Origin of the sequence: Thiomicrorhabdus sp. Kp2 (genome assembly GCF_000478585.1) — a bacterium.
Taxonomy (GTDB): domain Bacteria; phylum Pseudomonadota; class Gammaproteobacteria; order Thiomicrospirales; family Thiomicrospiraceae; genus Thiomicrorhabdus.
Genome location: NZ_ARWI01000001.1, coordinates 1,601,391 through 1,627,698 on the forward strand (window position 1 = coordinate 1,601,391; position 26,308 = coordinate 1,627,698).

17 protein-coding genes, 2 tRNA genes and 3 rRNA genes are annotated in these 26,308 nt (G+C 41.9%); 17 read left to right on the top strand and 5 right to left on the bottom strand.

The genetic code is table 11. From position 1 onward, the window contains the following. Positions 1 to 186: 186 nt before the first annotated feature. From dnaN to A379_RS07405, 3 genes are all read right to left on the bottom strand, one after another. Positions 187 to 1,296 carry a DNA polymerase III subunit beta gene (dnaN, locus tag A379_RS07395; protein ID WP_040727203.1) on the bottom strand — a complete coding sequence of 370 codons (1,110 nt, stop codon included), beginning with the start codon at positions 1,294 to 1,296 and terminating at the stop codon, positions 187 to 189. Positions 1,297 to 1,316: 20 nt separating this feature from the next. After that, positions 1,317 to 2,696 carry a chromosomal replication initiator protein DnaA gene (dnaA, locus tag A379_RS07400; RefSeq protein ID WP_081696372.1) on the bottom strand — a complete coding sequence of 460 codons (1,380 nt, stop codon included), beginning with the start codon at positions 2,694 to 2,696 and terminating at the stop codon, positions 1,317 to 1,319. Between the two features lie 437 nt (positions 2,697 to 3,133). Beyond that, a complete protein-coding gene (locus A379_RS07405) occupies positions 3,134 to 3,943 on the bottom strand; it encodes a sulfite exporter TauE/SafE family protein (protein WP_040727206.1) in 810 nt (269 codons plus the stop codon). Positions 3,944 to 4,114: 171 nt separating this feature from the next. Between A379_RS07405 and A379_RS07410 the strand changes: the two genes are divergently transcribed. Continuing rightward, positions 4,115 to 4,555 carry a YqaA family protein gene (locus A379_RS07410; protein WP_040727207.1) on the top strand — a complete coding sequence of 147 codons (441 nt, stop codon included), beginning with the start codon at positions 4,115 to 4,117 and terminating at the stop codon, positions 4,553 to 4,555. Between the two features lie 24 nt (positions 4,556 to 4,579). On the opposite strand, the gene A379_RS07415 is transcribed toward A379_RS07410, so the two are convergent. After that, a complete protein-coding gene (locus tag A379_RS07415) occupies positions 4,580 to 6,946 on the bottom strand; it encodes an MFS transporter (RefSeq protein ID WP_040727209.1) in 2,367 nt (788 codons plus the stop codon). An 838-nt stretch (positions 6,947 to 7,784) separates the two neighbouring features. Here A379_RS07415 and rpmH point away from each other — a divergent pair. The 10 genes from rpmH to A379_RS12725 all read left to right on the top strand — a co-directional run bounded on the left by rpmH (position 7,785) and on the right by A379_RS12725 (position 17,886). After that, positions 7,785 to 7,919: a 50S ribosomal protein L34 gene (gene rpmH, locus A379_RS07420; protein WP_040727210.1), complete on the top strand. Its 135-nt coding sequence runs from the start codon at positions 7,785 to 7,787 to the stop codon at positions 7,917 to 7,919. 55 nt (positions 7,920 to 7,974) lie between these two features. Then, positions 7,975 to 8,391: a ribonuclease P protein component gene (gene rnpA / locus A379_RS07425; RefSeq protein WP_081696373.1), complete on the top strand. Its 417-nt coding sequence runs from the start codon at positions 7,975 to 7,977 to the stop codon at positions 8,389 to 8,391. Between the two features lie 51 nt (positions 8,392 to 8,442). After that, complete coding sequence (gene yidC / locus A379_RS07430; RefSeq protein ID WP_040727213.1) at positions 8,443 to 10,122, top strand: membrane protein insertase YidC; 1,680 nt, start codon at positions 8,443 to 8,445, stop codon at positions 10,120 to 10,122. Between the two features lie 11 nt (positions 10,123 to 10,133). Further along, entirely contained in the window at positions 10,134 to 10,463 is a 330-nt protein-coding gene (locus A379_RS07435; RefSeq protein WP_040727215.1) for a hypothetical protein, read from the top strand. A gap of 120 nt (positions 10,464 to 10,583) precedes the next feature. Continuing rightward, positions 10,584 to 11,945 (top strand): tRNA uridine-5-carboxymethylaminomethyl(34) synthesis GTPase MnmE, encoded by a 1,362-nt coding sequence (gene mnmE / locus A379_RS07440; protein WP_040727216.1) that lies wholly within the window; start codon positions 10,584 to 10,586, stop codon positions 11,943 to 11,945. 2 nt (positions 11,946 to 11,947) lie between these two features. After that, a complete protein-coding gene (locus tag A379_RS07445) occupies positions 11,948 to 12,538 on the top strand; it encodes a histidine phosphatase family protein (protein ID WP_051145083.1) in 591 nt (196 codons plus the stop codon). Positions 12,539 to 12,653: 115 nt separating this feature from the next. Further along, entirely contained in the window at positions 12,654 to 13,730 is a 1,077-nt protein-coding gene (locus tag A379_RS07450) for an efflux RND transporter periplasmic adaptor subunit (protein WP_040727218.1), read from the top strand. Continuing rightward, a complete protein-coding gene (locus tag A379_RS07455; RefSeq protein ID WP_040727219.1) occupies positions 13,727 to 16,792 on the top strand; it encodes an efflux RND transporter permease subunit in 3,066 nt (1,021 codons plus the stop codon). Before A379_RS07450 ends, A379_RS07455 begins: the two co-directional genes overlap by 4 nt. After that, positions 16,792 to 17,391 carry a YigZ family protein gene (locus A379_RS07460; RefSeq protein WP_040727220.1) on the top strand — a complete coding sequence of 200 codons (600 nt, stop codon included), beginning with the start codon at positions 16,792 to 16,794 and terminating at the stop codon, positions 17,389 to 17,391. Before A379_RS07455 ends, A379_RS07460 begins: the two co-directional genes overlap by 1 nt. Positions 17,392 to 17,577: 186 nt before the next feature. Next, positions 17,578 to 17,886: a hypothetical protein gene (locus tag A379_RS12725; protein WP_051145084.1), complete on the top strand. Its 309-nt coding sequence runs from the start codon at positions 17,578 to 17,580 to the stop codon at positions 17,884 to 17,886. 65 nt (positions 17,887 to 17,951) lie between these two features. On the opposite strand, the gene A379_RS07470 is transcribed toward A379_RS12725, so the two are convergent. After that, positions 17,952 to 19,097, bottom strand: coding sequence for a histone deacetylase (locus tag A379_RS07470; protein ID WP_051145085.1), 1,146 nt, complete (start codon positions 19,095 to 19,097; stop codon positions 17,952 to 17,954). 770 nt (positions 19,098 to 19,867) lie between these two features. On the opposite strand from A379_RS07470, the gene A379_RS07475 reads away from it, so the two are divergent. The 6 genes from A379_RS07475 (at position 19,868) to A379_RS07500 (ending at position 26,306) form a co-directional block, all read left to right on the top strand. After that, positions 19,868 to 21,413: ribosomal RNA gene (locus A379_RS07475) — 16S ribosomal RNA — on the top strand. Positions 21,414 to 21,492: 79 nt separating this feature from the next. Next, positions 21,493 to 21,569: transfer RNA gene (locus tag A379_RS07480), tRNA-Ile, on the top strand. A 232-nt stretch (positions 21,570 to 21,801) separates the two neighbouring features. Next, positions 21,802 to 21,877 (top strand) — tRNA-Ala (locus tag A379_RS07485). 580 nt (positions 21,878 to 22,457) lie between these two features. Continuing rightward, a 23S ribosomal RNA gene (locus tag A379_RS07490) occupies positions 22,458 to 25,323 on the top strand. A gap of 180 nt (positions 25,324 to 25,503) precedes the next feature. Then, positions 25,504 to 25,618, top strand: a 5S ribosomal RNA gene (rrf, locus tag A379_RS07495). The 16S, 23S and 5S rRNA genes sit together here with 2 tRNA genes alongside, the layout of an rRNA operon. Positions 25,619 to 25,907: 289 nt before the next feature. Further along, positions 25,908 to 26,306: a hypothetical protein gene (locus A379_RS07500; RefSeq protein WP_040727222.1), complete on the top strand. Its 399-nt coding sequence runs from the start codon at positions 25,908 to 25,910 to the stop codon at positions 26,304 to 26,306. The last annotated feature ends 2 nt before the right edge of the window (positions 26,307 to 26,308 follow it).

A 26,308-nucleotide genomic window follows, 5' to 3' on the forward strand; every position in this document is an offset into this window, starting at 1 on the left:
AAAAGATAAGCTTAATAAGGTGAAGTGGTTAATGCCTTGAATAGAGTTCTGACAATATTTATTAGATTGGATTTAATTTGTTCAGAAAGTGAGTCTATTCAAGGCAAAAAAAAGGGAGTGTACAAACTGTACATGACCGTTTTCTAACGCTGAAGAGGCTTACTTTCTGGACGAATTAAACCAATACTAGAGGCGCATTGGCATGATTACGTGCTGACAATGACAAGTATCGGTTGTCGCTTCAATCAAACAACTGCTATTGGCATCTTTCATTAACAAAGTGACGCAATCTTCATGCATTGAGTTGAGTACATCTAGAATGTAGTTGACGTTAAAGCCTACTTCCATTTCAGTACCCGTGTAATCAATTGCCATGTCTTCATGTGATTCATCTTGTTCACTGTTAGAGGCATTAACCGCAAGTAGATTATTGCTTAACACTAAACGAATGCCTTTAAATTTATCATTAGATAAAATTGAAGCACGCTGTAAAAGGCTGCGTAAAAGTTCGCGGTCAGTCTGTACAGGCTGATCATTATGCTGAGGAATGACTCGGCGGTAATCAGGGAAACGACCATCAACTAATTTACAGGTGAATACTGTTTCTTCAAACTGAACCGTTAGGTAGTTTTTAGCAAGCGCAAACTCAATTAACGCATCATCGTCACCAATGAGCTTAGATAGCTCTAAAACCCCTTTACGTGGCAAAATCGCTTGCGTCGGTGTTAAGCCTTCAATCGCTAACTCTGTTGAGCAAGTCGATAAACGGTGACCATCTGTGGCAACCACACGCAGTGATTGATTGCTAATATCAAACAACATACCGTTTAGGTAAAAGCGCACATCTTGGCTGGCCATTGCAAAACTAGAGTGTTGAATAAGCTGTTTTAACTGGTGTTGTGACAGTGAGAAAGACATATCCGCTTGCGTTAAGTCAATCGTAGGGAAGTCTTCAGCAGGCAAGGTGGATAGTTTAAAACGTGAACGACCCGCAGAAAGATTACAGCGTGATTCGTCAAAGTCTAAAACAATGGTTAATCCGTCAGGCAGTGAACGCACAATGTTGATGAGTTTCATGGCTGGCAAAGTGATAGCAAATTGACTTACTTCAGAAGATTCAAGCTCAGTTTGTGCTCGGGTTTCAATCTCCAAGTCTGATGCGGTTACGGTTAAGGTATTTTCTGAAACTTGAAATAAAACATTGCCCAAAATAGGCATGGTCTGACGCTTTTCTACGACACCGCCTACGGTTTGCAAAACTTTTAAAAGATTTTCACGAGTTAAAGTGATTTTCATGCCAAGTGCCTTTTTGAGTCCTAGTTGGTAATGATACGAATTAAACTATTAAAGTCTTCATCAATATGATGATCTGTTTCACGCAATTCTTTCACTTTGCGAACCGCATGTAATACTGTGGTATGGTCTCTGCCACCAAAGGCATCACCAATCTCTGGCAAGCTGTGGTTGGTCAGTTCTTTAGCAATACCCATGGCAATTTGTCTTGGACGAGCTACATTTCGTGAACGACGTTTAGACAAAATGTCTGCCACTCGAATTTTATAATAATCGGCGACCGTTTTTTGAATGTTATCAAGCGTAACCATTTTTTGTTGTAATGCCAACAAATCTTTTAGGGCTTCTTTGACGACATCTACGGTTAATGCTTGCTGAGTAAACTGAGCATAGGCACCAACACGTTTTAAAGCGCCTTCCAAATCACGAACATTACCACGTAAACGTTTCGCAATAAAGAACGCCACTTCATCAGGTAATACTACGCCAAATTCAGATGCTTTCTTTAATAAGATAGCGACACGCATTTCAAACTCAGGTGGTTCAACCGCAATGGTTAACCCCCAACCAAAACGTGATTTAAGGCGGTCTTCTAGGCCATCCACCTCTTTTGGAAAGCGGTCACTGGTTAAGATAACCTGTTTATTACCTTCTAAGAGCGTATTGAAGGTGTGAAAAAACTCTTCTTGTGACTGTTCTTTATTGGCAAAGAATTGAATATCATCAATTAAAAGCGCGTCTAAAGAGCGGTAAAAACGTTTAAATTCGTCAATTTTATTGTGACGCAGCGCATTAACCATATCGGCAACAAAACGTTCAGAATGTAAGTAAACCACACGAGCATCAGGCTTATCTTTCATCAGCTGATTACCAATAGCATGCATTAAGTGAGTTTTACCTAAACCTACGCCACCATAAATAAAGAATGGGTTGTAACTTCCGCCAGGGTTTTCGGCCACTTGGCGCGCTGCGGCAGCGGCCAATTGGTTGGCTTTACCTTCTACAAAAGTCCCAAAGGTGAAACTGGTGTTTAAATTGTGTTTAATACCGTTTTTATTGGTAGTGGACTTAGCTTTATCTTGCTCAGGTTTACTGTCTGCTTTGGGCTTGTTTTGCAAAGGTTGCGGAACAGTCGGTTCTGGTTCATCAAGGCTTTCTAAAGCATAGTCACCAATTTCTAGGTGAACTTCAGGGGTATTGGTTGGAGCGGCAATCGCTACAGCTTGACGAATATTCTCCATGAGCTTTTTATTGACCCAATCCAAAATAAAAGTAGAGGGTGCTAATAAGCGAATTACAGACTCTTCTTCAATCGCCTGTAGTGGACGAATCCAGGTGTGGAATTGTTGGTCGTTTAAGTCGTTTTCTAAGTGTTTAAGACTTTGGGTCCAAAGTGATGACAAGATTGTATCCTCAAAAGTATCTAATGAAAAACTTGAGAATTGCGCATTAGGCTAGTCAAGTTGTTCAAACACCGATTTTTACCTTAAAACGACTGTGCTCTGGAGGTAAACGCGGTTAAATAGGGTTTTTAGTTATTTTTTTGACCTAACGGCGGTTTTTATTTTTATGTAGTTTGGTCAGTAACAAACGTTAAAAAGCCGTTTGGCCATTTAAGGTTTGTGAAAATAATCACAGTGTTTTATTGGCGTTAACGTTTATTTTTTAACTCAAAACCGCTGTAATTATGGGTATTTATTTATTCTGTGAACAGTATACCTGTGAATAACTTTAAAACAAGGAATATTTCTGTGGATAACTCTGGGTATAAACCATGTGGATAACCGCTTTTATGAACAAGATAATAGGTTGTTTTTAAACAGTATTCTTCGGTTATGCACTATGAGGTAAAAAACAGCATTTTTATCGCTAAAATAATCAATAAAACTCCAAAGATTCGTTTCAATAATTTCACAGGAAGTTGGTGCGCCCAGCGTGCGCCAATGGGTGCGGTAAAGTAACTTGCTAGTACAATTCCAAAGAATGCTGGCCAATAAATATAACCCGTTGCTAAGGTGGGTAAGTTTTCTGCATCTAACCCTGCAATAAAGTAACCAATGGTTCCAGCAATTGCAACGGGCAGGCTTACGGCTGTCGAGGTTGCAATCGCTTGGTGCATTGAAATATTATTCCAAACCAAATAAGGTGTGGTTAAGGTTCCGCCACCTACGCCTACTAGTGAAGACAAACTACCAATGATTGAGCCTGCAAAGCTATTACCTACCAGGCCTGGTAACTGTCTATGTGGACTTGGTTTTAAGTCTAAAAGCATATTGATAGCAATCAACACCTCTAAAATTCCAAAGATTATGCCTAGCATATTAGAAGCCACAAATTGGGAACTCCAGCCACCCAAAAAAGCACCAAGCAGCACGCCAGCGGTTAACAGTTTAAACGCATCCCAACGCACAGCACCATGACCATGGTGCGCTCTAGCAGAGGCAAAAGAGGTCACCACAATGGTGGCAAGAGAAGTACCAATCGCTAAATGAACCACTTCAGAAACATCTAAAAAATAGATAAACACCGTGCTTAATACTGGCACAATTAATAATCCACCGCCAATACCTAACAGGCCAGCGGCAACGCCTACCACAGCTCCAGTAATTAAATAGGTGGTTAATTCAATGATTAGGTTGGCATCGAACATAAATATAGCCTTGAGTTGCAGCACGTGAATAATCGTTAAAGAGATACCAGGCCTGGTAAACTCTGTTTATTCTATTTTATGCCAGATTGATTATGTGAGTTTTTAAGTCATTATGGTGTTTAAATTAAACGAGTTTCACTGAAAAGAAAGAGCGATAGTTAAAAGAGGCAAATGGATTATTTTATAGAGCTCGGCTATTTAGGCCTATTTATCGTGTCATTTTTGGCGGCAACCATTTTACCCATTGGTTCAGAATTGCTACTTGTGACTCTAGCAACTCATGACCATAATCTCTATGTTCTGCTAATAGTTGCCACCTTAGGCAATGTTTTAGGTTCGGTGGTCAATTATGCTATTGGCTTTTACGGCGGCGACTGGCTCACCCACAAAGTGTTAAAAATATCCCCCCAGCAAATGCACAAAGCCGAACAACGCTACAACAAATGGGGGAAATGGAGCTTATTACTCGCTTGGGTGCCCATTATTGGTGATCCTCTTACCGTGATAGCAGGCCTGTTAAAAGTCTCTTTAATTTGGTTTTTAGTTTTGGTTACTATCGGTAAGCTTGGGCGTTATGCAGTGGTTTTATTGGGTGTGAATTTTTATGTTTAATTCTCTGTTGCTTTGGTTAATTTGTTAGATTTCTTCTACACCCAGCATAAACCGAGTGAGTAGAGCTTTTTGGTCGTTGGAAAGTTGAGGGTGTTCAATTAGCTTGTATTTAGCAATCGCCAATTTGGTAATCTCTTGTAAATCGCTCTGTTTTTCTGGTGTAAGGTGCTCGTAGTCGTTTGGCAGGCCTGCTAAGGCATCAAAAAAGGCTTTTATGTTTTCTGCGGTTTGTTGGGTTTGCGAGAGCATTTCCATGCAACTTACCAGGCAAGCTTCGGTCGCTTCTTTATGCAGCGGATAACGTACACTGTGCAAAATAAACAGTTGGTTAAGGGCGTTAAAGGCTCCCGTTTTGTCGCTTTTTAACATGGTGTTATGAAAGGCAATGGCTTCTAGCATGATGCGTATGGGGTAGTGGTTTTGGGCCGCTTCGGTTTCAATAATGCTCGTTTGGTTTTGAGCCGTGAGTAAAAACCATGTAAATATTTCATTGCTAAAACAAGCGTTTAAACTAAAAACTAAAGCACCAAATTTATAGCCAAGGTGGTCAATAAAATCTTGTAAATCAAGGTTTGCCGTTTCTATATCACTTTTCAGTTCTGTGAGTATTTCACTAAACAAGCCTTCAATGTGATCTACACGGCGCATAGCCGCTTGGTTGAGTTTGCGCTCAATATCATATTCATAACGCTCAGGGTCTTGGATGTAACTGGTGTCGTCATATTCATCAATTTGGCGCATAATAAGTTTTGAAAGTCGCTCGCCCGCGCGAATATAACGTAGCACTAAATTGATCAGTTTTTGCGGTTCAATTTCTACCAGGCCTGGTTGTTTTCGAACTGTTTCGTAATGTTTCTCGGCCTGAATTTCAAATTGCTCCGTTATGGATTGATAAAACGCTTCACGGGTTTCATTATCGAGTCTGTTGAGAAGCTGAGCCATGACATTATCTGGCAGCGTTTTAAGCAGTTCATAAAACCGATAACGCTCACCTTTTATCAGCATTTTAGCAATCCCATTGGTGACATCAGCCTTTGAAGCCTCATCTTGCTCAATTGCTTCTTCATCACTAATGTCATCTTCATCATCAATGCAGCCCATTTTCCAAAGGTCAGACTTTATGCCAATCAAACTTGGCCCCGTGTCCGAGCCATCCACTTTGGTCCAAATCGCTTTGCGAATTGTTTTTAGTTTGTCTTCTCGTTCTTGTAAATACCCATAGCTCTCTGGGGTGAAGCTGTTGGCGTGTTCAGGCCATTGATAATCATAACCAACCCATTTACGACGAATATCGTGATGATTATCTGGCAGATCTCGGATTTGCGCCAAGACGTTAAGCCATGAATTTTGCTGGAAGACATTCAGCAAAATGTCCTCATCATGCAGACGCTTCATAAAACGAATTAGCAGGTCTTTGATTTCGCGGTCATTACGCTGGTCGTTTTTTAACAACAGGCCAAGCAAGAGGAGCTCAATATCAAATAAGGTGGTCGCCAAAGTTTTAGGGGATTGATCCGCCAGAATCAAACATGACTTTAACCAGAGGATTTTGGTTTGTGGCTTGGCATTGTTATTCGCTAAGATGGGTTTAAGCAGTTCAGCAGGCGAATTAAATAAAGTACGCTGTTCGGCTGAAAAAGGCGGGAAGCGTTCCATAAACTGCATCAGTTCAGGCGCATCGTTACCTAAAGATTTGGCACGATAGGATAGGGCACTCAAAAGCGGTTTGGCATGTTCGGAAAATGCTTGTGCAAAGCGTACCAGTTCCATTTTTTTACGAGGGTCAGTTTCAGAATCTATTTTTTCCAAAAAATCTTTTAATAACCGTAAGGTTGCGTCGCGCATTTTTGGATAAGGCAAACGTACAATCGATTCCAAAACCTCTAAAATCACCGCCATCGTTGCGCCACTGTGTTGGCTAATGGGCGTAAATTGCTCTGTCACCCTTGACCAAGGCGTTAGCCAATAAACCAAAGTGGCTATGCCCAATAACAATAAAGCAACCCAACCCCAGCCAGTTGGGGAAATCATGATTAAGAAAAAACAACCAAATAACGCAATGGCAAAGGCACTGAATTTATTTTGCGCTTTGGCACGTTGGGAAACTCGGGCAATGAAAATGGTAACAACCAAAAGTACCAGGCCTGCCAAAATATGAAAAACAGGATAAGTTTCCCATAACACGCTGCCTGTGTTCAGTTCTAAAAACACCGCAAACCCCTGCACCAAAAGCAAATACCAAATGGCCACCGATGGCATAAGGCCAGCTGCGGTTTTGAGAGTGCTGAGGACGTGAGCTTGAGACCAAAATCGGCCTGCTCGCCTGTTATCAGCCGAGGTTTGAATTTGTGCCAAAAAGGAGTCGATAAGATTGTTTTGTTTAGGGGGCATTAAGTTAACTCCTTAAGCAGGCCATACACAATTAACCATGCTAAAGCACCTATAAAAAGTTTGATTTTAGACATAAACGACTGTGTTGGCTGAAGATTCAATGAGAGGTTCTCCACTGCTAAAGAAAGTAAGATTTGATAATAGTACCGACCCGTTGCTAGGACGAATTTATTACTAATACACGTATAATAACGTATTTATATTGTTTGGTGCTTGATGTTTTTTAGTAGAAAAATAAGGTATAAAAGTCAGTTGTTAGAGTAAGTTTGTGCTCTAAAGGAAGGGTTCAAATTTAAGAACGGCACGGTAATTAATCGGGTAAGCGTATTTTGTGATTGATAAAAACAAAAAAGAACCACGAAGACACGAAAGCACGAAGAATTCGAAAATCTAAACCAGTTTTATTTGAGCAAATAGCCGTACTCATTGCCATTTGTTATTCGTTATAAATCTTATAAATAAAGTATCTATATCGCATGAGTTAAAAAACATGAACGCTGTTATTTCTAATCGCTATTACTACTTTTTAAACCTTCGTGTTTCTGTGTCTTCGTGGTTGATTCTGACTAATCAATCACAAAATATGGATACCTAAATTAATTTAAACGATAAAAAATGTATTTAGGTGATATTAAGATTGCCAGGCCTGGTCAGTTATTTTTATGGTTAAAGCACAATAGCTTGTAGTTCACTCTAATTAATACACAACCTTAGGTGGATGGTTTGTTACCATCTTGATTTAGATAGAATTTATTTTGTAGAATTGTTGTTTTCTTGTTGATAACTCTATATAATTCCCGTTTTTCCGAATCCGGAATAGAATTTTAAGGACAGTGACATGAAACGTACATTTCAACCAAGCGTAATCAAGCGCGCTCGTACTCACGGTTTCCGTGCTCGTATGGCGACTAAAAATGGTCGTAAAGTTATCGCGGCTCGTCGTGCAAAAGGACGCAAGCGCTTAACACCATAAGCGATTGAGTGTTGGGAAACCTCCCATGCGCGCAGAAAATCTTCTGGAGACAGTAATGAATTCTAATCAAGAGTTATCGACTTCTCCAGAGACCCCCTCTTCTAAACAAGCGAAACACGACTTTCCCAAGTCAAATCGATTGTTATCTCCCAAATCTTATTCTCATGTTTTTGCTCAAGCAGAACGCTTTGGTAATCGTAACTGGACATTTATCGTTCGCCCGAATGATGAAACCTTTCCACGTCTAGGATTAGCGATTGCAAAAAAACAGTTACAGCGTGCCGTTTGGCGAAATAGAGTAAAAAGAATTGCTCGAGAAGCATTTCGCTCACATAAGAAAGAGTTAAGTGGGTATGATATTGTCGTTTTAGGAAAAAAAGGTATGCAAGAGATTGATAATGAGACTCTGCATAATAGCTTTTTGCATCTAATACGCAAAATTAAAAAAAGTAACTTAAAAAATCGCCCTTAAAGAAATCTAGATATAGATTTCTTAAACAAAGATTCATAAAGAGTATCACACATGAACATGAGATCAATTTGGTGGTTAGCGTTAGCCTTTACGTTAACTTGGATTTGGCTTGAATGGACCCAATTTACAGCACAAAAAACTCAGCAGACACTAGAAACAAGTACTGCTCAAGAAGTACCTGTTGCGAGTCAAAATGCGGTGGTTTCTGCCTCTAATTCAGCTTCGGATGTGCCTGGCGCGCATTCAGGTGGTGTACAAAATAACGCGGTACCTGTGTTGCAAAATGGCATTCTTCAAGGGCAGCGTATTCATGTAACAACAGATACTTTAGATATTATTATCGACACAAACGGTGGTGATATTCGCGATGCTAAGCTTGTAAAGTATGCATCTAATGAAGACCGTTCTTTGCCTTTTCATTTGATGTCAGATACTGGACCTTTAGTTTATATGGCACAAAATGGCTTGGCGACACAATCTCAAGCTAAATTACCAGCGCCAACACACAAAAGTGTTTATCAAGCAGTACAATCTCGTTATGAAATGACGGGAGATACTTTAAAAGTCCCTTTAACTTGGACGCAAGATGGCGTTACGGTAACGAAAACTTACACTTTTAGAAAGGGTGAATATCTCGTTGATGTCTCTTATAAAGTTGATAATGCGGCTCAAGAATCATGGACAGGAAGCCTGTATTCTCAGTTAGTGCGTAACCGTTATAACCCTGATGATAACTTTATGATGTACACCTATACAGGACCTGTTCTGTATGATGGTAATGCCGAAGAAAAATATGTTAAACACTCTTTTGATGACCTAAACACTCAGGCAGTCTCTGGTCGTAATGTAACTGGCGGTTGGGCGGCGATGATTCAGCAGTATTTTTTAACTGCTATTGTTCCAAATCAGTCAGCGCAGAACAGTTATTTTGCAAAACCGTTGGGTGAAGACCGTTATGCTGTGGGTGTGGTTGAGCCGTTGGTTGAAGTTGCGCCAGGTCAGAGTCAAACATTAACTTCGCAGTTATTCATCGGCCCTGAATCGCAAAATATGTTGGCAGAAATCGCACCTGGTTTAGAGCTAACGATTGACTACGGTATTTTAACTTTTTTAGCAGAACCTCTATTTTGGTTACTCGATAAAATTCACAGTGTGGTGGGTAACTGGGGTGTGGCAATTATTCTGCTAACGCTACTTATTAAGTTAGTGTTCTATAAGTTATCCGAAACCAGTTACCGCTCTATGGCACGTATGAAAAAATTCCAGCCTAAGTTAAAACAGCTTAAAGAGAACTATGGTGACGATAAAGTTATCTTTCAACAGAAGATGATGAAGCTTTATAAAGAAGAGAAAATTAACCCATTAGGCGGTTGTTTACCGATCTTTATTCAAATGCCAGTTTTCATCGCACTTTATTGGGTACTTTTATACTCTGTAGAAATGCGTCATGCACCATTTATGCTATGGATTGATGACTTATCTGCACAAGATCCTTATTTCATCTTGCCTGTTATCATGGGTATTACCATGTATATTCAGCAGAAATTAAACCCTTCTGCAATGATGGATGAGATGCAGCAGAAAGTAATGAAAATGTTGCCATTTATCTTTACAATCTTCTTCCTATGGTTCCCAGCAGGTTTAGTACTTTATTGGGTAGTGAACAACATTCTTTCTGTATCACAGCAGTGGTATATCACTAGAAAGATTGAAGCTGGCGAAGAGAAATAAAAGGAACTCACATGCATTTAACGTATCAAAAACTGGGTACAGATCACCCAATGTATGGCAAAGTAGAATCTTTAGTTGCAGATGGCACTAAGCCAATTTGTTATAAAACTAAGGATGGTTACATTCCATTAGAAGAGGGTGCAGCTCCAGTAGCGGCTTCTACTAATAGTGACTCTGATTTAAACACCAAACCACTTTACGTTTTATCGTTTAAAGTGAATGGTGAAGAAGAAGAGATGAGTTTTACTTCTAAGAAAAAATTGGATAAAACCATCGCTTTGTATTCAGACAAAGAGTTTATTACTGACTTAACGACAACAACTTTTCAAATTGTGGCGTAATTTAGTTTAAGCAATCATTCAGCTTAATTAGTCAGACTAACGCCCTTAATTGGGCGTTTTTTGTTTTTAGCCACACCCCGCAAGGGGGTTAAAGGCCTGGTCGTTTTATTTGGAACATTTATGGAATTTGACAATATAGATACCATTGCAGCCGTAGCCACCGCACCTGGACGAGGTGGCGTTGGTATTGTGCGTGTATCGGGAAAAAAAGTGGGCGAGATTGCACAAGCCGTTTTGGGTAAAATTCCCCAGCCTCGTTATGCGCATTACGGGGCTTTTTATGCCGAAGATGGATCCGTTCTAGACCAAGGTATTGCCCTGTATTTTCCAAATCCCAACTCATTTACGGGTGAAGACGTTTTAGAACTTCAAGGGCATGGTGGGCCAGTTGTTTTACAGTGGCTTTTGGCCAGAGTGGTTGAATTGGGTGCACGATTAGCCGAACCAGGTGAGTTCTCTAAACAAGCGTTTATGAACGATAAGTTAGATTTGGCACAAGCAGAAGCCATTGCCGATTTAATTGAGGCCTCATCCGACCAAGCCGCCAAGTCTGCATTACGTTCTTTGCAGGGTGATTTTTCACGTGAAGTAAATACTTTGGTTGAAGAGCTGACTCAACTGCGAATTTATGTCGAAGCGGCGATTGATTTTCCTGAAGAGGAGATTGATTTCTTGTCTGATGGAAAAGTCGCAGGTCAGTTACAACATATTCTAGACCGCTTACATGCCGTATTTGCTTCAGCCAAACAAGGAGCTTTATTGCGTGAAGGGATGTCGGTTGTTATTTTAGGCCGCCCTAATGCGGGTAAGTCGAGCTTATTGAATGCTTTATCTGGGCGTGAAAGCGCTATTGTGACGGATATTGCGGGCACAACTCGTGACATCGTTAAAGAAGAGATTAATATTGACGGTATGCCATTGCATATTTTAGATACCGCTGGGGTTCGAGAAGCGACCGACCAAGTAGAACAGATTGGGATTGAACGTGCCTGGCAAGCTTTAGACAGTGCTGACCGTGTATTAGTTATGTTACAAGCGGGTGAGGCGATTCATGCCGAAGACCAAATTATTTTAGACAAGCTGCCTGAACATATTCCCGTGACTTTAGTGAGAAATAAGATTGATTTAATCAATCATGCGCCTATGGTTGAGCTTGAAGCAGAAAGCGGTAGAACCGTGATTTGGTTATCCGCCAAACACAAGTTAGGTTTGGACGCTTTGCAAGACCATTTAAAAACCGAGATGGGTTACGCACAGACAGAAGAGGGTGTTTTTATGGCAAGAAAACGTCATTTAGATGCCTTGCAAACGGCGCTTAATTGGACAATGAATGGTCAGCATCAATTAGAGCATTTTGCGGCAGGCGAGCTTTTGGCAGAAGATTTACGTTTAGCGCAAGAAGCGTTATCCGAAATAACTGGGCGATTTACCTCAGATGATCTGTTGGGTCGTATTTTCACCTCATTTTGTATAGGAAAATAATTATGCATCTACTGGGAAATTTATTCAGCTACTTATTTATTGGCTTATTGAGTTTAAGTTTATTTTCTACAGCACAAGCAGAAGAGCCCGCAGTTTTTTGGAATGCGCTTAAAGAAGGTGGCAAGGTCGTGTTGGTTCGTCATGCCGAAATCGACCGATCATTTGGCGACTCTTTTTTATTGGATGATTCCTGTTTTTCGGAGAAAAACTTAAATGAGTTTGGGCGTAAACAAGCGCAAGCCATTCGTTCTCAATTTGCGAAGCATAAAATCAACCTAAATAAGGTATTAGTCAGCCCACATTGCAGAACGAAAGAGACGGCTGAATTGGCATTTGGTACATATAGTGTGGAACCTATTTTACGCTTAACCAAAGCGTTAACCGTAGAACAAGCCAATGCCAATATTGCCAAAACTAAAGAACTTATAGGTGGCTACAACGGCAAGGGAAACTTAATCCTAGTGACGCACAGACCTAATATTGGTGAACTTGCCTTAATAAGAGTAGAGCCTTCTGAGATGGTCGTACTGCAGCCATTAGGTGACGGTTTATTTGATATTGTGAGCCGTATTCAATTATTAAAACCCGAATAACGGGAGTTCTCTATTGCCTTGATTTGCCTATCGCGAGTTACCAGGCCTGGTAGAATAAAATAAATTTTTTTACTGTTATACACCTTGAAGTGCGCATAGAAGCGTGGGAGCGAAAATGTCTTTAATGCATAAAATAATTGGTAGTGTTTTGGTTGGTGTTTTATTGAGCGGTTGTCAGGAACAAACTGAAGCGCCTGTTCAAATTATTCCAGTGGTTAAAACCATTGCCATCAACGACAAGTCAAACCAACCCGATTGGTCTCTTACTGGAACATTAAGTGCTCGTTATCAATCTAACCTGGCATTTCGAGTTAGCGGGCAAATTGAAAAACGTTTGATTAATACTGGCGAAACCGTTCAGCCAGGCCAGGTACTGTTTACCTTAGACTCAACCGACTACCAATTGGCGGCCAACATCGCTCTGGCCAATATTCGTTCAACAGAATCCGAAATTAAAAATGCTGAGCTTGAACTTGAGCGCTATCAAAAAATGCTGTCACGCAATTTAATCTCACAACAAACGATTGATCAGGCCCTAACGCAATTAACCATTTTACAAGAGCGTTTAAAAGCGCAAAAGTTGCAAGCGCAGCAAGCCAGTAATCAGCTTAATTACACACAACTTACTTCACCAGGCCTGGGTAAAGTGCTCAATATTCAAGCAGAAGAGGGTGAAGTGGTTGCTGCAGGACAAACCGTTGCCGCAATTGCTTTAAATGGAGCAAGAGAAGTGAGTGTTGCTGTGCCAGAAAGTCGATTACCAGGCCTGCCTAAACAGGCAATGGCGCAAATCTACGGTTCTGAAAACCAGTATGCAGTTGAATTGCGAGAAATCTCTGACCAAGCCAATAGTGTGAGTAGAACGTGGAATGCTAATTATGCGTTTGATATGGATAATCAGCCTCTTGAAGCGGAGTTGAATGCGCTGAATCTTGGACAAACTGTCAAAGTCATTTTTAAGGCCAATAACGCTTTAATTAGAATTCCAAATACCGCTTTGTACGAACAGGCTGATTTTGCTTCTATCTGGCAAGTAAAAGAGGGCAAAGTGCACCGTGTTGAGGTAAAGGTATTGCGTTTATCTGACCGTTGGGCTTGGGTTGAAGGCGATTTATCTGGGGTTGATCGCATTGTCAGTTTGGGTGTTCACCGTTTAAATGAAGGTCAAGCCGTTAAGGAGTCAGAGGAATGAATCGCTGGAATGTTTCAGCCTATGCAGTCAAAGAACGTTCGTTAACGTTGTACTTTATTCTTATGGTCGCAATTGCGGGCATTTATGCGTTTTTACATATGGGACGTGCAGAAGATCCAAGCTTTAGTGTTAATACCATGGTGGTCTCTGCGGTTTGGCCAGGAGCAACGGCATTAGAGATGCAAAACCAAGTAGCCGACCCGCTTGAAAAACGTTTGGAAGAGATTCACTATTTTTCTAGAGTAGAGACTAAAGCCCGAGCTGGTCGAGTGGATATGTTGGTAACGTTTGCAGACGATACACCACACGGAATCTCACAAGAACTCTATTATCAGGCGCGTAAACGCCTAAGTGATGAGGCAGCTTTTCTTCCTTCGGGTGTGCAAGGGCCTTTTTTCAATGACGATTTTGAAGATGTCTTTTTTACCCTTTATAGCTTTACTGCAAAAGGTTGGCCGCAAGAAAAGTTAGTGCGTGAAGCCGATAAAATGCAGATTGCATTGCGTCAAGTAAATGGGGTTAAGAAGGTCTCATTAATAGGTGAGCGTGAACAGCGTATATATATTGATTTAGATGAACAACGCGCTACTCAATTGGGCCTTAGCCCTGATTCTGTCAGTAAGGCGATTAGTGGCCAATTAGCGGTGACGGATGCTGGGTTTATTGAAACGGCAGGGCCAAGACTTTATTTAAGAACGGGTCAAGGATTAAAAACCGATGAAAATGCAGTTGACCAAATTCGTCAACTACCGCTTGTGGTAGGCGGTAAACAAATTTTAGTACAAGACATCGCTAAGGTCTCTCGTGGTTATGATTCACCACCCTCTTATTTGATTCGAGACAAGGGGCAAGATGCCATCTTGGTAGGAGTTGTGATGTCGCCCGCTACGGATGGTCTGGTGTTAGAAGAAAATTTAAAGGCATTTGAAGAGCAATATCGTCAACAACTGCCATTAGGGATTAAACTCGATAAACTAACCAATCAAGCCGATGCGATTCATGGTGCCGTGACCACTTTTCAGGTTAAGTTTTTAACTGCACTGTTTGTGGTATTAATTGTCAGCTTGATTGCGCTCGGTTTAAGAGCGGGACTGATTGTCGCTTTAGCAGTACCACTAACCTTAGCAATGACCTTCTTATTTATGTTTATTGAGGGTCTTAACTTTGACCGAATTACCCTTGGGGCGCTTATTCTCTCATTAGGTTTATTGGTTGATGATGCCATTATTGCCATTGAGATGATGTTGGTAAAAATGGAAGAGGGCATGGATAAGGTTAAGGCGGCGGCATATTCATGGTCGGTGACTGCAGCGCCAATGTTGGTAGGTACTTTAGTCACCGTCGCGGGCTTTTTACCGATAGGCTTGGCAAACTCTCGAGTCGGTGAATATGCAGGTAATATCTTTTGGGTATTGGGTATTACTCTTGTTGCATCTTGGTTGGTCGCGGTTTACTTTACCCCTTATCTTGGTGTGAAACTGCTGCCTGAAAAGTTAGACCACTCTTCAGAGAGTAAAGATCCTTATGACACACGTTTTTATCGTGGGTTAAGAGGTGTAATTAGTGGTTGTGTACGCCATAAAGTTTGGATTGTTTTATTTACCGTTATTATCTTTATCGTTTCTGCTATTGCCATGAACAAAGTCGTGGTAAAGCAGTTCTTTCCAAGTTCTGACAGGCCCGAATTAATGGTTGATATCTCTCTGCCAGAGGGAACGGGAATTAATGTCACTAATGAACTTACTCAACGTGTTGAAGCTCTCATTAATCAATATGATGAAGTGAAATCACTTTCATCTTACGTGGGGCGCGGTGCACCACGATTCTTTTTGGCATTAAACCCAGAATTAACTAACCCTGCTTTTGCCAAAATTATTGTGGTAACGCATGGCAAAGAACAAAGAGAGGCATTACAGGCTAAGTTACGAAAAGTGATTAACGAAGGTAAGTTCCCCGAAGCGAGAGTAAGAGTGCATCCCCTTCTGTTTGGACCTCCTGTTGCCTGGCCTGTTACCTTTAGAGTTGTAGGCTCTGATCCAACAGAGTTACGAAGAATCGCCAATGATTTAAGAGTGTTGATTGAGAAGCAAAGCTTTGCCGTTGACCCACATCTACAATGGGGTGTTAGAGTACCCTCCTTGCAGCTTAATATGGATAAAGTTCGATTGGCTCAGTTAGGTATGACCAGCCAAGATGTCGCACAGCAGTTACAAGCACAACTTCAAGGCATGCCAGTGGCTCAGGTTCGTGAAAAAATTCGCACAATCAATGTGGTGATTCGTGCCAATGAATCTCACAAGGTTGATGTCTCTGAGTTGGGTGGTTTGATTGTGAAAACACCATCAGGTGAATCTCTACCTGTGGAACAGCTGGGTTCAATTGATGTGGTTTATGAAGACCCTCTTTTAGAAAGACGTAACCGCGAACTGTATTTATCGGTAAATAGTGAACTGATTCCTGGAGTTCAGCCGCCTGTTGCAACCCAAATCATCCAAGAACAGATGCAACCGATTATCGATAATTTGCCATTAGGTTATCGAATTGATGTCGGTGGTTCAGTTGAAGAGTCTGCTAAAGCGCAAGACTCTATTAAGGTATTGGTTCCGCTAATGATTTTGGCAATGACGTTATTGATTATGCTTTTGGTGAAATCGTTTAGCAGCATGTTTATGGTTCTAATTACTGCTCCACTGGGTTTGATTGGTGCTGTTTTAGCATTGATTATATTTAACCAGCCATTTGGCTTTGTGGCCAATCTTGGTTTGCTTGGCCTGGCGGGTATCTTAATGCGTAACACCTTAATCTTAACGGGACAGATAGATGATCACCTCAAACAAGGTTATACACCTGCAGAAGCCGTTATAGATGCTACCGTTCGCCGTGCTCGTCCTGTTATCTTGACAGCAGTGGCTGCGATGTTGGCTTTTATTCCGCTTACCCAATCAACATTTTGGGGGCCGATGGCTTATGTGTTAATTGGTGGTGTCGGTGTTGGAACCCTGTTAACTCTGTTATTTCTACCTGCTTTATATGCGGTATGGAATAGAATTAAGGTCGCTTAGTGTCTTATCCTATTCCCACCCAGCAAGCCATTGCCGAAATTGAGATTAAGAAAAGCCGTTTTATTGCCTATGCTAAAGGAATTACTGAACGCGCTGAAGGTATGGCATGGCTTGAAGAGATAAAAGCACAATATCCCGATGCCAGACATCACTGCTGGGCGTATTTGATTGGCAACCCAAATTGTGCGGCTAATGCAGGTATGGGTGATGATGGCGAGCCACCAGGAACGGCGGGCAAGCCAATACTTAATGTACTTAATCATAAGGGTATTGGCGATGTAATGATCATTGTCATTAGGTATTTCGGTGGCATTAAATTGGGTGCTGGGGGTTTAACCCGCGCCTATGGACAAGCGGCACAAGCCGTTATGGAAATTTTGCCAACCGAACAACAAGTTGAAATGGATTTGATTTGTGTGACTTGTGACTTTGCATTAGAACAGTCAGTACGACACTGGGTGGCTCAGGCCGAAGGGCAAATTGAATCTGTTGATTATTCACAACAAGTGGATATGCAGATCGTTATCCCCAAACAAGAGGTTGACCAGATTGTTAAACAGTTAGAAGCAAATCGTTGTAAATATAAAGTGAACCTTTAGCGTCGTGTGTAATATCGTTACCCTTTAGTCTTTTTAACCTACCAGGCCTGGTAGGTTTTATAAATTGGTTTTATCAGAGTTATCTTTTGATTAAATAATTTCATTATTTAGATTTTCATATTCGGGTTACACTGTACTGGTAAGTAAAAACATTACTTATTGTTTTCCTTTTAAAGGAGTAAAGTTATGTCTAAATTAATTATTCGCTCACTATGTATTGCGGGCTTTCTTTCATTGACTATGCCAGTTATGGCAAATGAGGTTGAGCCTATTTATGGAAGTCAATTAATGACTCAACAAGAAAGGTTAGACCATCAGGCACAGATGAGAGCAGCGAAGACACCTCAAGCAAAACAGCAACTTCGTCAAATGCACCATCAAAAAATGAAATTACGTGTACAGAAAAAAGGAATTGTTTTGCCAGATACGCCTCCTGCGGAAAGAGGGCATATGAATCAGCAAGACCGTCCAGGTAAAGGCATGATGCGCGATTAAATCACGCATATGCTGTTGTTGTAAATTACCTTAAAGGCAATTCATCGAGTTTGGTATAAGTCTATTTAACCAAGATGATGTTTTTTAATCTTTGTAATTTGGCTACTGTAATCAACTTCTACTATCGGCCCTTTTCCAATTGGGTCTAATTTCTTTTCAGGGTTGTTTAATAGGGTGTGGAAGGTACCCACAACGCTTTGGGCAAGAGGTTTTAAATTGTAGCCACCACCTAGAGAAAAGCTGATGCGCCCATTACAGAGCTCTTTTGCTGAGCTTAGGCATTTGTCTACTAATTGATTAAAACCCTTTATGGTCATTTGGTGGCGAGCCAATGGATCTTGCCAGTGAGCATCATAGCCTGCAAAAACAATAATATGTTCTGGTTCAAATTCGACCAGTTTAGGATGGATAACCGCATCATATACATCTAAGTAGGCGTTATCTCCAGCATCTTTATTAAAGGGGCAATTTACAATAGTACCTTTAGCCTCACCGTTACCTGTAAATTCCAATCCACCAGTCAATGGCCAATATGGGTGTTGATGAATCGATATAGCCATAATAGATGGGTCATCAGCGGTTAAATCCTGAGTACCATTGCCATGGTGAACATCAAAATCAATAATAGCGACTTTCTTGACGCCTCGTTCCCGTTGCAACACCCTGGCGGCAATGACATCACTATTAAAAATACAAAATCCCATCGCTTTATTTTCGAGCGCATGATGGCCAGGTGGCCTAAGAAGCGCAAATCCAGTATCGAGCTCTCGGTCATAAATCGCTAAGTTTAGATTGATATTACTCCCTGCAGCCATTTTAGCGGCTTCGAATGTATGCTCATTAATATAAGTATCTTGTTGATACTCGTCATAAAAACTCGAGCCATCGTCACTCAACAGCTCAATCTCATCTATATAACCTTGAGTGTGAGCCCATAACAACTCTTCATTCACCGCTTTTCTTCCCTTAACTGGAATCAGTTGTTTCCATAGATCGGCTTTTGTTAAAGCCGCATCAATAGCTTGAAGACGCTTGGCATTTTCAGGGTGACCAATTAAATTGTGTTTGAAAAACAACTGATCTAATACTACCCCCACTTTAGGTTGATTAGATTGGGCGATGTTATTTGCCAATAAATTATTAGAAGTAACACTTCCAGCTAACAAAGCAGATGCTTGCAAGATAAAACGTCGACGAGAGAATTGAGACATACATATAATACCTACTGACATATTAGATACTAAGAGTACATGCATAAATAGCATCACTCAAATATGTAAGTTTTATTGGGGTATTGAAATCAAAGTTATATAAAAACTGATGTTACTCTGTAAATAAAGAAGAGAGTTACTAAAAGAACATAACCCTAAAACAAACATATTTGAATATTAATCCGATAAAAAATAATAAATGTGAATAACTCTGTGGATAACTCGTGGGTAAGATGGGGTTAAGTGGTGGTATTGGAATAAATGTAAAAAAAGTGTCAAAAAGGTGAAAAAAGGGGTTGCGTTGTTTTGTGAAATGACTAGAATACGCACCTGTTCCAACGGAGACACACAACGAACTGGTTAGACGCTAAGTCAACAGGGAGTTGAAAGTGGTTGAGAACCCCGCTTAACGATTGAGTATTTGATATGAGATTGTTAAGTTGATTGAAAAAGCAGTTGAAAATAATTTGAAATAAATTGTTGACAACGAATTGGAAATCAACTTATAATAAGCGGCTTACCGAGAAGGAAAAGCAAGTGAATTTGATTCGCTTCTTAACTTTCTCGAAGAGACCTAAGTTCTTTAAAAATCAGGTAATTCAGAGATAATTTATGTGGAAACTCCTTAAGTGAGTAACCAAATAAAAAATCTCGATTTTTGACAAATTATGTATTTGGTAATAAATAATTTATTATTTATTTATCATGTTCACTTTGTCAATTCCGAGTGTTTATTTCCAGAGATGGAATTGAAATATATCAGCAAGATTAAACTGAAGAGTTTGATCCTGGCTCAGAATGAACGCTGGCGGTAGGCTTAACACATGCAAGTCGGACGGAAACGATGAAAAAACTTGTTTTTTCAGGCGTCGAGTGGCGGACGGGTGAGTAACGCGTGGGAATCTACCCTATAGTTGGGGACAACGTATGGAAACGTACGCTAATACCGAATATGCTCTACGGAGTAAAGGTGCCCTCTCCTTGGAAGGTATCGCTATAGGATGAGCCCGCGTGAGATTAGCTAGTTGGTGGGGTAATGGCTCACCAAGGCAACGATCTCTAGCTGGTTTGAGAGGATGATCAGCCACACTGGGACTGAGACACGGCCCAGACTCCTACGGGAGGCAGCAGTGGGGAATATTGCACAATGAGCGAAAGCTTGATGCAGCCATACCGCGTGTGTGAAGAAGGCCCGAGGGTTGTAAAGCACTTTCAATTGTGAGGAAGGTTCAGTAGTTAATACCTGCTGTTCTTGACGTTAACTTTAGAAGAAGCACCGGCTAACTCTGTGCCAGCAGCCGCGGTAATACAGAGGGTGCAAGCGTTATTCGGAATTACTGGGCGTAAAGCGCGCGTAGGCGGATTATTAAGTCAGTTGTGAAAGCCCTGGGCTCAACCTGGGAACTGCATCTGATACTGGTAGTCTAGAGTTTAAGAGAGGGAAGTGGAATTCCAGGTGTAGCAGTGAAATGCGTAGATATCTGGAGGAACATCAGTGGCGAAGGCGACTTCCTGGCTTAAAACTGACGCTGAGGTGCGAAAGCGTGGGTAGCGAACGGGATTAGATACCCCGGTAGTCCACGCCGTAAACGATGTCAACTAGTTGTTGGTCTTATTAAAAAGATTAGTAACGAAGCTAACGCGATAAGTTGACCGCCTGGGGAGTACGGTCGCAAGATTAAAACTCAAAGGAATTGACGGGGGCCCGCACAAGCGGTGGAGCATGTGGTTTAATTCGATGCAACGCGAAGAACCTTACCATCCCTTGACATACCAAGAAGTTACTAGAGATAGTTTCGTGCCTTCGGGAACTTGGATACAGGTGCTGCATGGCTGTCGTCAGCTCGTGTCGTGAGATGTTGGGTTAAGTCCCGCAACGAGCGCAACCCTTATCATTAGTTGCTACCATTTAGTTGAGAACTCTAATGAGACTGCCGGTGATAAACCGGAGGAAGGCGGGGACGACGTCAAGTCATCATGGCCCTTATGGGATGGGCTACACACGTGCTACAATGGGGGGTACAAAGAGCAGCCAACTGGCAACAGTGCGCGAATCTCAAAAAACCCTTCGTAGTCCGGATTGGAGTCTGCAACTCGACTCCATGAAGTCGGAATCGCTAGTAATCGCGAATCAGAATGTCGCGGTGAATACGTTCCCGGGCCTTGTACACACCGCCCGTCACACCATGGGAGTGGATTGCAAAAGAAGTAGGTAGCTTAACCTTCGGGAGGGCGCTTACCACTTTGTGGTTCATGACTGGGGTGAAGTCGTAACAAGGTAGCCCTAGCGGAAGCTGGGGCTGGATCACCTCCTTTAAGATAAAGATGGTTACGAGCTTAAGTGAGTTTTCACATAAATTGTCTCTGAATTACATGAAAGTATAGTGAACGACCCGGGTCTGTAGCTCAGTTGGTTAGAGCGCACCCCTGATAAGGGTGAGGTCGGTGGTTCAAATCCACCCAGACCCACCATTTTTGTTGATCTTGAATCTTTTAAAAACCTCGTTTGTTTAAAACAAACTTCGATTTTTAAAATATCCAACCTCAATCAAAAATAGTCAGGGTGGCAACACACCGACACCAATTACGCAGGATTTTTTATTCTAATCAAGGCGCAAGAGGAAAGATTGAAGGAGTGTACTTATGGTGCATGACTGAAAGATTGACGAATGCAACGCAGAGTAGATTAAAAAAGACAAGTAATGGGGCTATAGCTCAGCTGGGAGAGCGCCTGCCTTGCACGCAGGAGGTCTGCGGTTCGATCCCGCATAGCTCCACCAATTTTACTATCTTGAACGATTTAAATCGCTCGCTTATAAAGATAAGCTTCGTGATTGAAATAGTCCAACCTAGTTAAAATTAACAATACTACTTTTAATGAGTTTTAGTTTTAAAACTAGAGTTTATTAACAGTACTATTGGTTGTTCTGCTTAATAAGATTAAGTAGACAAACGATACTGAAAAAACTGAAAAGTTCTTTAAAAATTTGGAATAGATCTCTCGATTGAGATTTTAAATACAAGCATTACTTATTGAGTAATCAATAGGCATTGTAGTTGGTTTAAGACTCAATCAATGAGAAGCCCACCTCTCAGCCGACAATTTGAGAGGTGGGTGTGGCAAGTATCCCTTCCAGGTGCTTGTCACGCAAACTGGATAATTTTTAAGCTTAGGCTTAAGAGTTATCAAGTATAGGTAAAATATATAATTGAGAATACTCAAGCGTATATCATGACAGCGAAAAACTTTTAGTTACGTACACTCATCAGACCTTATAAACAGAAACAAGTTCATTCAATGGTATAGCTACCAGAACTTGCGGAGTTAACAAAAGGCATAAGGTTATTTTTGAGTTGTATAGTTAAGTGACTAAGCGTACACGGTGGATGCCTAGGCAGAAGAAGGCGATGAAGGACGTAGTAACTTGCGATAAGCCACGGGGAGTCAGTAAACATGCATTGATCCGTGGATTTCCGAATGGGAAAACCCATCCATTTATGGATATCCTGCTTGCAGGAGGCTAACCCGGGGAACTGAAACATCTAAGTACCCGGAGGAAAAGAAATCAACCGAGATTCCCTAAGTAGCGGCGAGCGAACGGGGACCAGCCCTTAAGCATTTATAAGATTAGTAGAATAGTCTGGAAAGTCTAACGATACAAGGTGATAGTCCTGTATACGAAAATCTTTTAAGTGTGAAATCGAGTAGGACGGGACACGAGAAATCCTGTTTGAACATGGGGGGACCACCCTTCAAGGCTAAATACTCTCTTCTGACCGATAGTGAACCAGTACCGTGAGGGAAAGGCGAAAAGAACCCCTGAAGGGGAGTGAAATAGAACCTGAAACCGTGTACGTACAAGCAGTAGGAGCAGACTTGTTCTGTGACTGCGTACCTTTTGTATAATGGGTCAGCGACTTACATTATGTAGCGAGATTAACCGAATAGGGGAGTCGTAGGGAAACCGAGTCTTAAATGGGCGTTTAGTTGCATGGTGTAGACCCGAAACCGGGCGATCTATCCATGGCCAGGTTGAAGGTGCCGTAACAGGTACTGGAGGACCGAACCCACGTATGTTGAAAAATGCGGGGATGAGCTGTGGATCGGAGTGAAAGGCTAATCAAGCCCGGAGATAGCTGGTTCTCCTCGAAAACTATTTAGGTAGTGCCTCATGTCTTACTGTTGGGGGTAGAGCACTGTTATGGTCTAGCGGTCCGTCAAGGATTAGCAGCCCATTGCAAACTCCGAATACCAACAAGTACAATCATGGGAGACAGACTGCGGGTGCTAACGTCCGTAGTCAAGAGGGAAACAACCCAGACCGCCATCTAAGGTCCCTAAATATTACTAAGTGGGAAAGGATGTGGGAAGGCTCAGACAGTCAGGAGGTTGGCTTAGAAGCAGCCACCCTTTAAAGAAAGCGTAATAGCTCACTGATCGAGTCGGCCTGCGCCGAAGATTTAACGGGGCTAAGTAATATACCGAAGATGCGGATGCCATTTATGGCATGGTAGAGGAGCGTTCTGTAAGCCTGCGAAGGGGCATTGTAAAGTGTCCTGGAGGTATCAGAAGTGCGAATGCTGACATGAGTAGCGATAAAGGGAGTGAAAAGCTCCCTCGCCGAAAGACCAAGGTTTCCTACGCAACGTTAATCGACGTAGGGTTAGTCGACCCCTAAGACGAGGCCGAGAGGCGTAGTCGATGGGAAGCAGGTTAATATTCCTGCACTTTTTATTACTGCGATGGAGGGACGGAGTAGGCTAGATCAGCTTGGCGATGGTTGTCCAAGTTTAAGGATGTAGGCATGTATCTTAGGTAAATCCGGGATACTTTATGCTGAGACCTGATGACGAGTCCTCTTTTGGACGAAGTGATTGATGCCATGCTTCCAAGAAAAGCTTCTAAGCTTCAGGTAATAAAGAATCGTACCCCAAACCAACACAGGTGGTCAGGATGAGAATTCTAAGGCGCTTGAGAGAACTCGGGTGAGGAACTAGGCAAAATGGTACCGTAACTTCGGGAGAAGGTACGCCCCCTTAGGTGAAAGACTTGCTCTGTAAGCTTTCGGGGGTTGCAATAAAATGGTGGCTGCAACTGTTTACTAAAAACATAGCACTGTGCAAAATCGAAAGATGACGTATACGGTGTGACGCCTGCCCGGTGCCGGAAGGTTAATTGATGGGGTTAGCTTAGGCGAAGCTCTTGATCGAAGCCCCGGTAAACGGCGGCCGTAACTATAACGGTCCTAAGGTAGCGAAATTCCTTGTCGGGTAAGTTCCGACCTGCACGAATGGCGTAATGATGGCCACACTGTCTCCACCCGAGACTCAGCGAAATTGAAATCGCAGTTAAGATGCTGCGTACCCGCGGCTAGACGGAAAGACCCCGTGAACCTTTACTACAGCTTTGCACTGGACTTTGATACTATCTGTGTAGGATAGGTGGGAGGCTTTGAAGCAGTAACGCCAGTTATTGTGGAGCCAATCTTGAAATACCACCCTGATATTATTGAGGTTCTAACCTAGGCCAGTGAATCCTGGTCAGGGACAGTGTATGGTGGGTAGTTTGACTGGGGCGGTCTCCTCCTAAAGAGTAACGGAGGAGCGCGAAGGTACCCTCAGCACGGTCGGACATCGTGCAATGAGCGCAAGAGTAAAAGGGTGCTTGACTGCGAGACTGACACGTCGAGCAGGTGCGAAAGCAGGTTCTAGTGATCCGGTGGTTCTGTGTGGAAGGGCCATCGCTCAACGGATAAAAGGTACTCCGGGGATAACAGGCTGATACCGCCCAAGAGTTCATATCGACGGCGGTGTTTGGCACCTCGATGTCGGCTCATCACATCCTGGGGCTGAAGTCGGTCCCAAGGGTATGGCTGTTCGCCATTTAAAGTGGTACGCGAGCTGGGTTTAGAACGTCGTGAGACAGTTCGGTCCCTATCTGCCGTGGGCGTTGGAAATTTGAGGGAGGCTGCTCCTAGTACGAGAGGACCGGAGTGGACGAACCGCTGGTGTTCGGGTTGTTATGCCAATAGCATTGCCCGGTAGCTACGTTCGGAAAGGATAACCGCTGAAAGCATCTAAGCGGGAAACCTGTCCCAAGATTAGATTTCCCTAGACTTTAAGTCTTCTGAAGGGCCGTTAGAGACTATGACGTTGATAGGCAAGGTGTGGAAGTGCAGTAATGTATGAAGCTAACTTGTACTAATTACCCGTGAGGCTTAACTATACAACTCAAAAGTAACTTTTGTTAAAGTGAAGTAGAGTAACGTAACTAAGAGTTTAAGAGTGGTTATGGTATACCTTGAGTGTTCGAGATTATAGAAAAACCAAATTTATAAAATCTCAAAGAGATCTATTTCAAAGAATTTTACGTGGTTGATACTAATCAGCCCGTAACACCAAATTGCTTGGTGACAATAGCAAGATGGAACCACCTGATCCCTTTCCGAACTCAGAAGTGAAACGTCTTAGCGCCGATGGTAGTGTGGGAGGTCCCATGTGAGAGTAGGTCATTGCCAAGCTTATATCCTAAAACCCTGCTAGTCTCTTTTGAGTCTGGCGGGGTTTTTTTATGTCTATTCGAAATAACCGACGAGAGAGTAGGGCGATTCGCGTAAAGAAATTCATCCTAGTGGATGAATTTTAGCAAGGGAGCGCCTAACCCTCAGTGGTTAGGCTGGACCATTGCCAAGCTTATATCCTAAAACCCGTTATATCTTCGATATAGCGGGTTTTTTTTTGCCCAAATCTTGTGCTTTGTTGTTTGCATTTATTGAGTACAATATACTCAAAATTCAATTCGGAGTTTATATGAGCCAAGTAAATATTACATCAGGTGGAATTACATCAATAATCAGTAAAGTACCATGGATGCTATTTATAATCGGCTTCTTGCTGATTGCTGAGTATCTTCAGATTAGTTTAGAAGGTACAGTTGGTTATATCTTTATCAGCGTTGCTGTCGTCGTCCTGTTCATCGAAATGTTTAAATCTGGTGATGTCACACCTATTTCATTTTTATTAGATCAATTCTGGGCTGTTGTTACTCTGGTATTAGCTTCGGGCTTACTTACCTATCTTTACTTTGTTACAGGAAAAGAACCTACTTTTTTCCATTGGATAGGTTTTGCAATAATTCTTGCCGATTCATTGTTAAATCCTTTTAACTCATTCAGAACTGCGTTACGTAACTTTGATGTTCCTGGTTAATT